The organism is Candidatus Symbiopectobacterium sp. (assembly GCF_020054415.1).
Taxonomy (GTDB): Bacteria; Pseudomonadota; Gammaproteobacteria; order Enterobacterales; family Enterobacteriaceae; genus Symbiopectobacterium.
In genome coordinates this window covers 1-8,598 of the sequence record NZ_JAHWCO010000634.1, presented here as the reverse complement: position 1 = coordinate 8,598, position 8,598 = coordinate 1, and the positions used below count along the sequence as shown (strand labels likewise).

Below are 8,598 nucleotides of genomic sequence, written 5' to 3'. Positions count from 1 at the left end.
TTCCATGCCAGTTTTGGTTGAAAATGCTTGTCATCTCAGGTGTACACTTTTCTCATGAGGCCTAACTGCATGATTTTACGTTGCGAAGATCCTTCGTTTCACTGGGCTGCCAGCATAAAATCTATTTATTCAACAAAGCCTCCACTCCATATAAATTTTTTCACCTTCATCAACCAGAACAGATATAGGGTAGCAGCGCAGACTGCATTGAACCAGCATTTGTGGGGGCATTGCCCGCCAAACAACATTTTCACAAAATCATTGCAAACATAATTACTTTATTTACAACTAGTTAGAATTGTAACTTGCTGATTTAAAATCGCTAACTTTCAAAAAACGGTATCTAGCCACGAGCAAGAGTGCTAGCACTTGTAAGGAATTATTAAAAAAACTGTTTTGTTTAAAAAACACTCAAACATAAAAATAAATGTGATTTCCTAAGGTTATTGAGGTTTTGTTGCGCGGGATAGGCCTAATCTGAAAATATCTGTAAATACAAGAAGTTACTGTACAGATTGAAATGTGCTCCATACTATAGTTAGTGGCGTGTGCGTCACTATAGAGTCTTTTTCTGAAAGTTTTGTGGTTTTTTTTGCTTGACTAGCCCGTAACAATAAATTTTTTTGCTTGACTAGCCCGTAACAATAAATAAGTATCCAAGAATCATAATGTGGTCCACGGACGGTATTCCGCATGTTAACGGCACGTTGTCGGCTATAAGCCAAGGGCGGTAGCGTGCCTGGTGCGAAGTAACTTCACGGTTGATGATGGTGCAAAAATGCAAGAAATTACGGTTATCTTTATAAGCGCTTTTATTGCGCTTTTTCTGGCAAGAAAAACAGCAATAAAAGTAGGGTTAGTGGATAAACCGAACTCTCGCAAAAAACACAGCGGGCACATCCCCCTCGTGGGGGGCGTTTCTATTTATCTCGCCCTGTGGATCCTCTATGCCCTTCATCCTGAATGGCTACCTGATTTTTCTCTCTACATGGTCTGCGCCAGTGCGTTAATTTTTGTTGGCGTGTTGGACGACCGCTTCGATCTCCCTGTTATGCCTCGTATTTTACTGCAAGCGCTGGTAGCCAGTATCATGATGTATTCCGGGCTTCATCTTGCGAGCTTGGGTAACATTCTGTTTGGCTATGAGCTTGTGCTGGGCTGGGCGGGCTACGCAGTGACGCTGCTCGCGGTCTGGGGCGCTATCAATGCTTTTAACATGGTCGATGGCATCGATGGCTTACTGGGGGCACTATCTTGCGTCACCTTTGGTGCGCTGGCAGTGATGTTTTATCTGGATGGTGAGCATGAACTGGCGCAGTGGAGTTTGTGCCTGTTGGCTGCATCCATTCCTTATATTCTTCTCAATCTCGGTATCCCTTGGGGACAAAAATTTAAAGTCTTTATGGGCGATGCTGGCAGCACCTTGATTGGCTTCACCGTTATCTGGTTGCTGGTTGTCGCAGCGCAAGGGCATGACGCCGTAATACGTCCGGTGACTGCATTATGGTTTATCGCCGTGCCGCTGATGGATATGGTCACTATCATGACGCGCCGAATTCGCCGTGGCGACAGCCCCTTAAAGCCGGATCTCGAGCATCTTCACCATATTTTACTGCGTGCGGGGCTGGGGCCGCGTCAAACCCTGTTAGCCATTGTTGGTGTGGCGTTTATCTTTGCGCTGGTAGGTATTATTGGTGAGCGTGCAGGAATCCGAGAGTCTGTTATGCTTAGCCTGTTTTTACTGGTATTCATCGTCTATTTCTGGTCAATTACCCGGGTATGGCGTTTGCTGACGTGTGCTCGCCGCGGTAGCGGTCAGCCTGGGCATTTGCGCAGCAACGTGAGCCAAACGCCACTGAACAAGTAAATTACCCGTTTTTACAGCCGTAACTCATGGAATCAATAGCACCCGAATTCTTTATGACAGAGGCAGAGGATTGGCGGCAACTTATAACTTATTAAAGGTTATGGCATAAACAGGATGATAGCTTACAAAAGAAAAGTGATACCCGTGATGGTATCTGTCGCGTTGCTGAGCGGTTGTACCATTTTTCCTGGTTCACATTTGACGACCGGTGGCAAGGAAGTGATTAAACAACAGGATGCAGATTTCAACATCAGTAACCTGGTCAATGTTTACCCGATGACGCCCTACCTGATTGAGAAAATGCGGGCAAAACCGCTGGTAGCTCAAGCAAACTCAGCACTGGATCGTGAACTGCAAAGCTACGAATATCATATAGGCGTCGGTGATGTGCTGATGATTACCGTGTGGGATCACCCTGAATTGACCACCCCTGCAGGTACTTACCGTGCAGCAGCAGATACTGGTAACTGGGTACACGCTGACGGCACTATTTTTTACCCTTATATTGGCAAAGTGACTGTTGCGGGTAAAACAGTCCCCCAGGTTCGCGATGAGATAATGCACCGCTTGGCGCAATACATTGAATCTCCACAGGTGGAAGTGAGCATTGCCGCATTCCGCTCGCAGAAAGTATATGTTTCTGGTGAAGTGGCGACTTCTGGTCAGCAGGCTGTCACTAACGTGCCGTTAACCATTCTGGATGCCATCAATAAAGCGGGTGGGCTGACTGAAAACGCTGATTGGCGTAATGTGGTGCTGACCCACAACGGGCAGGAAAAACGTATTTCCCTTCAGGCGTTGATGCAAAACGGCGACCTTTCTCAGAACCAACTTCTTTACCCCGGCGATATCCTTTATGTGCCACGCAACGATGGTCTGAAGGTGTTTGTGATGGGGGAAGTGAAAAAGCAAAGCACGCTGAAAATGGACCGCAGCGGCATGACGCTCACCGAAGCGCTCGGCAATGCGGAAGGGATGGATCAGGCGATGTCTGACGCCACCGGTGTGTTTGTTATTCGCCCGCTGCGCGGTACGCAAGGCCCGAAATTAGCCGATATCTACCAGTTGAATACTGCGGATGCTACATCGCTGGTGATGGGGACGGAGTTCCAGCTGCAGCCCTATGATGTGGTTTATGTAACGACCGCACCTCTGGTGCGTTGGAACCGCGTAATTTCGCAATTGGCTCCAACCATATCAGCATTTAATGATCTAACCGAAGGCGCGCTGCGTGTGCGTACATGGCCGTAATCGTTCACGGATACGCGAAGAACGTCATATTTGATTCCATTTTAGTAGTATGCGTCGGCAATATCTGCCGCTCCCCGACTGGGGAGCGATTATTAAAACAGCTATTGCCAACTAAAAAAATCGCTTCTGCTGGACTTGGCGCTCTGGTTGAGCACTCCGCGGACAACACTGCCAGTGATGTAGCCAGTGCGCACGGCCTTTCACTGGAAGGGCATTCAGCCCAACAGCTCACCAAATCCTTGTGCAGAGAATATGACCTGATTTTGGTGATGGAAAAAAGCCACATCGATGCAGTGGGGCGCATGGCACCGGAAGTGCGTGGCAAGACCATGCTGTTTGGCCACTGGCTGAACCAGAGAGAAATTGCTGACCCTTATCGCAAAAGCCGTGAAGCTTTTGAGTTTGTTTATTTGCAACTAGAGCAGTCGGCCCAAAAATGGGCGCAGGCTTTAAATCGATAATTTTCAGAGAAACCGATGGCAGAGAAAAATTCAGTGAAAACATCTGAAACTTATCGTTCAGATGAGATTGATTTGGGGCGATTGCTTGGAACTCTGCTAGATAATCGTTGGTTGATTATTGGTGTAACGGCGCTGTTTACCATAGTTGGTATTATGTATGCCATGCTGGCTACACCGATTTATAAAGCGGATGCATTGATACAGGTAGAGCAAAGCGGTGGCGATTCACTGCTTAAAGATATCTCCAGCATGTTGCCGGATTCAAAACCGCAATCAGCAGATGAAATTGAGTTAATCAAGTCGCGTATGGTAATGGGAAAGACTATTACTGATTTGGCATTAGATATTGATGTGCTTCAGAAATACTTTCCCATCATTGGTAAAGGTATTGCGCGCTTAACGGATGCTCTGCCAGGCCAAATTGCTGTATCTCGCCTTGATGTGCCTGAAAGTTGGCAGGATGAACCACTGACGCTGAACGTTATCGATAAAGAGAATTACACTTTAACGGGAGGGGACACCGTTTCTTTCTCCGGTAAGGTGGGACAGGTAGAGAGTCATAATGGTATTGATCTCTTGGTAAGTGATATTCAAGCTGAGAACGGTACCGTTTTTCGCCTAAGAAAACTTAATCCGTTAACAGCAATTAATGCATTATTAGATGATTTTACTGTTGCTGATAAAGGGAAGGATACCGGTGTTTTGGGGTTAAGCTTGGAAGGTGAAGATCCTATCTTAACCACCAAGATTCTAAACAGTATCAGCCAGAACTATCTGCAACAAAACGTTGAGCGTAAATCAGAAGAAGCAGGGCGTAGCCTTGAGTTTTTAAAAGAACAGTTGCCAAATGTGCGTGGTCAACTGAATGATGCAGAAAATAAATTAAACACCTTTCGCCAACAAAATGACTCTGTCGATCTTTCGTTAGAGGCGAAAGCAGTTTTGGATACCATGGTATCTGTTGAATCTCAACTTAATGAATTGACGTTTAAAGAAGCAGAGATCTCCAAACTCTATACCCGTGAGCACCCTGCCTACCGTGCGCTGATGGAAAAACGCAAAACCTTGCAGCAAGAGCGCGATAAGCTGAATAAGCGTGTAGGTGCCATGCCGAAAACCCAGCAAGAGATTTTGCGTTTAACCCGTGATGTGCAGGCGGTGCAAGGAGTGTATATGCAACTGCTGAATAAACAGCAGGAACTGAGCATAAACAAAGCCAGCACAGTGGGCAATGTACGTATTATTGATAAGGCGGTTGTGCAGCCTAAACCCGTTAAACCTAAAAAGCCATTGATTGTGTTGCTGACGATGATTTTAGGTGGGATGGTCTCCACGGCATTTGTGATTTTGAGAACCCTATTGCACAAAGGAATTGAAAGCCCAGAGCAACTAGAGGAGTTGGGCATTAACGTTTATGCCAGTGTACCTCTCTCTGAGTGGCAACAGAAGAAAGACAAAGCGTTGTTGGCCAAGGGCAAGAAAAGCAACACCCTTTCTACAGAACTGCTTGCTATAGGTAACCCGGCTGATTTAGCCATTGAGGCCATCCGTAGCTTACGCACCAGCCTGCACTTTGCCATGATGGAAGCTAAAAATAATGTGCTGATGATTTCGGGTGCCAGTCCCTCTATTGGTAAAACGTTTATCAGTGCCAACCTAGGGGCTGTTATCGCTCAGGCGGGGCAGCGTATACTGATCATTGACTGTGATATGCGCAAAGGCTATGCCCATGAGTTGATGGGGGTACAGAGCAACAATGGGCTTTCTGATATTCTCTCCGGACAGATCCAGGCCAAAGATGCGGTGCGTAAAACTCATATGGAGGGTATGGATTTTATTCCGCGTGGTCAGGTGCCACCGAATCCTTCTGAGTTATTGATGCATGGTCGTTTCGCCGAATTTATTGAGTGGATTGCTGAAAATTATGACTTGGTACTCCTAGATACCCCACCTATTCTTGCTGTGACGGATGCGGCCATTATTAGTCGCCATGCGGGCACATCCTTACTTGTTGCCCGTTTTGAGATGAATACGGTAAAAGAGATTGAAGTGAGTATTCGTCGCTTTGAGCAGAATGGCGCAGAAATTAAAGGTGTAATACTTAACGCAATTATTAAGCGCGCAGCTGGTTATTATGGGTATGGTAATTACAACTATTATACATGTGAATATAAATCTCATAAATAAATGAGAGTAATAGCTGCCAGTCTGCGTAGGTGGCAGGTTGGTGGCAGGTTGGTGGCCTTTTGGGGTACATTCATCTATGGAAAAACCATTAATAAGTGTCATCATACCAGTTTTTAATGCTGAGAATTATATTATAGAAGCAGTAGAATCAATCATTCAACAGTCTTATACAAATATTGAAATTATCATTATTAACGATGGCTCCGTTGATGGTACATCTGAAATTCTAAATAAATTGAACGATTCAAGGATTAAGATATATGAGAGATATAATAAAGGGTTAGTATATACTCTCAATGAACTCGTTCAGTATGCTAAAGGAAAATATATTGCAAGAATGGATGCAGATGATATATCCATGCACAATAGATTAGAGGAACAAGTTAAATATTTGGAGTGCGGTTTTGATATTGTTGGTTCGAATATCGTAAAGATTGATAACAATAATCAGACAATAGGTTATTCTAAATATCCTTTAACACAAGATGAGATAATATCATATATACCATTTAACTCTCCATTTTCTCATCCAACAGTAATGGCCAAACGGTGGGTATATGAGTTGAAATATAAAGATGAATATTTTATGGCGGAAGATTATGCTTTGTGGTTAGAAGCAATATTCTTTAATGGTGCAAAGGTTTTGAATATCGAATCCCCATTGTTAAAGTACCGCATTCATAAAAATAGCGTATCAAGAAAAAATATGTATGCACAACTAGAAAAAGCATGTGATGTAAGGAGAAAATATATCACTGATCACATTATAGAGAATACTTATGGAAAAGCAAAAAAATTTGTGTGTAGAGGTAAGAAAAATAATATTATTATTTTTTTTATAGATGGGTTGAAATACCTAAAAGTCAAACCAGATTTTTTTAGAACGAAATTGTTTTTTAAGATAATGATTATGCAGATGAGAAGTTTTTACAAATCATGATGTCATTGATAAAAAACATATTATATTTAGGTGTTGTAAAATTTTCACGGTTAATTATATCATTACTTATAATTCCAGTCTTGTCTAATGTTTTTTCAAAAGAGTATCTGTCATATTATTTTACGGCAAATCTAGTAGCTGCTTGGGTTGCTATTCTAATAGATTATGGTTTTGACTATTCAATGGTGAGGAAGGTAACAGGCAAAGCAGGTAAGAATAAGTTTACACATAATGCTTTAGTCGGTGTTCTGCATGTAAAAGTGATTGTATTGATTTTTCCCACAATTATTTCTCTAGCATATTCCTTGTATGATAACATCGGGTTATATGTTTTTTTTGGAGTGCTATTGGGTGCGGCACAGTCATTCTCGCCTGTCTGGCTATATATGGCTATAAATAAAGTTTTGAAAGTTAGCCTTGTGACACTTTTAGTTAATCTAGTATTCTTACCATTATGCTTATTAGTTTCTAATGACCAGGGACTTTGTGGTCTTCTGCTTGGATTAGTGTTGCTGAGGCTTTCAGGAGCAATTTATTTAACATTACCATATCTGTCATTATATAAGGTTGTACTGTCTTCAGCGAAACTCAAGCGTTATTTTATTTGGGGATGGAGTATGTTTGGATCCCAGGCATTAGCTTCCCTATATACGTCTTTTCCTGGTTTCTATTACACGTTAGTTGGATCGCATTCTGGCATCGCAGCTTTTGGTATCGCTGATCGTGTTACAAAGGCTGGTGGTGCAGCATTGAGTCCCATAATACAAGCTGTTTACCCTTTCATTTGTCGTATGATAAATAATAAAGATGATGAGTTGAAGTCTAGAAGAAAGTTTTTAGCATGTTTCCAGATAGGATCTGCTGCGTTATACGTTATTTTTATCTATCTATTCTCTGAGATAATCACAAGTTATCTTATTGCTGATTGGATGTATGCTGAAAAGATTCTTAAAATATACAGTTGGTCAATATTTTTTGTTTCAATTAGTAATGTATATGGTGTTCAATATATATTAGCATTAGGTTATATAAAGCCTTTTAACAAAGTTATTCTTGCCGTTACTATTACACATTTTCCTTTGTTGATTATTCTTTCAAAATATTATGATGGGGTAGGTGTTGCGTATTCAATTGTTATATCTGAATTTATTTCAGCATTTTTAATGTTTTTATTATATCGGGTGTTGATAATAAATGATTAGAATGATTAGAAATATTATAGCTATTATCCGGGCGCGGTTATGGTGTCTTTTACATCATATTAGTATGCCTATTACATCAACGATAGGTCCTAATTCATTATTAACGTATGCAAGAGGGAATTTTCGTTGCTATGGCCGATTGGTCGCAAGAAGTGGATTAAAAGTATGTGTGGATGGCGGAAATATTATTATAAAAGGGAATATTTTTTTTAATAATGATGTATCCATAAATTCTATGGATAAAATTGAAATAGGTTCGGGATGTATGTTTGGTGAGGGAGTAAAAATTTATGATCATGATCATAATATTCAATGTGATGTTGAATACTCAAAGTCAGGATTTAATAAGGCTGAGGTTATTATTGGAAATCGAGTGTGGGTTGGAGCAAATGTTGTTATATTAAAAGGCGTTATTATCGGTGATGGTGCTGTAATCGGTTCTGGTTCTGTTGTAACAAAAAACATCCCGTGTAATAAGATATTCATATCAAAAGTAAATGGACTAATTAAGGATGTATGACAAATAAGGAGCCTGTTTAAGATTTTTGTGGGCTTTGTTGAATAAATAGAACTTTTGGGTAATCATCGGAGCAGATCACCACAGTTGTTTCAAAATCAGGTCTCCATGGCAAAACAAAATGTTAAAATCACCAACTGGCCCTCTTATAACAAGGCCCTCAAGCAGCGCGG

The 8,598-nt window shown here is 41.7% G+C and carries 7 protein-coding genes; all 7 read left to right on the top strand.

Annotated features, from left to right (window positions below; all coding sequences use genetic code 11):
- The first annotated feature begins 778 nt into the window (after window positions 1–778).
- The 7 genes from wecA to QZ506_RS18470 all read left to right on the top strand — a co-directional run bounded on the left by wecA (window position 779) and on the right by QZ506_RS18470 (window position 8,428).
- Entirely contained in the window at window positions 779–1,867 is a 1,089-nt protein-coding gene (wecA, locus tag QZ506_RS18500; RefSeq protein ID WP_291973045.1) for a UDP-N-acetylglucosamine--undecaprenyl-phosphate N-acetylglucosaminephosphotransferase, read from the top strand.
- A gap of 114 nt (window positions 1,868–1,981) precedes the next feature.
- A complete protein-coding gene (locus QZ506_RS18495) occupies window positions 1,982–3,118 on the top strand; it encodes a polysaccharide export protein (protein ID WP_291973044.1) in 1,137 nt (378 codons plus the stop codon).
- Window positions 3,119–3,144: 26 nt separating this feature from the next.
- Entirely contained in the window at window positions 3,145–3,579 is a 435-nt protein-coding gene (locus tag QZ506_RS18490; RefSeq protein ID WP_291973046.1) for a protein tyrosine phosphatase, read from the top strand.
- 15 nt (window positions 3,580–3,594) lie between these two features.
- The gene (gene wzc / locus QZ506_RS18485; RefSeq protein WP_291973043.1) at window positions 3,595–5,766 is read left to right on the top strand and encodes a tyrosine-protein kinase Wzc; all 2,172 of its coding nucleotides are present in this window, start codon (window positions 3,595–3,597) and stop codon (window positions 5,764–5,766) included.
- A 40-nt stretch (window positions 5,767–5,806) separates the two neighbouring features.
- A complete protein-coding gene (locus QZ506_RS18480) occupies window positions 5,807–6,706 on the top strand; it encodes a glycosyltransferase (protein ID WP_291973042.1) in 900 nt (299 codons plus the stop codon).
- Complete coding sequence (locus QZ506_RS18475; protein ID WP_291973041.1) at window positions 6,706–7,908, top strand: oligosaccharide flippase family protein; 1,203 nt, start codon at window positions 6,706–6,708, stop codon at window positions 7,906–7,908. Before QZ506_RS18480 ends, QZ506_RS18475 begins: the two co-directional genes overlap by 1 nt.
- A gap of 64 nt (window positions 7,909–7,972) precedes the next feature.
- Window positions 7,973–8,428 carry an acyltransferase gene (locus tag QZ506_RS18470; protein ID WP_291973040.1) on the top strand — a complete coding sequence of 152 codons (456 nt, stop codon included), beginning with the start codon at window positions 7,973–7,975 and terminating at the stop codon, window positions 8,426–8,428.
- Window positions 8,429–8,598: the final 170 nt, after the last annotated feature.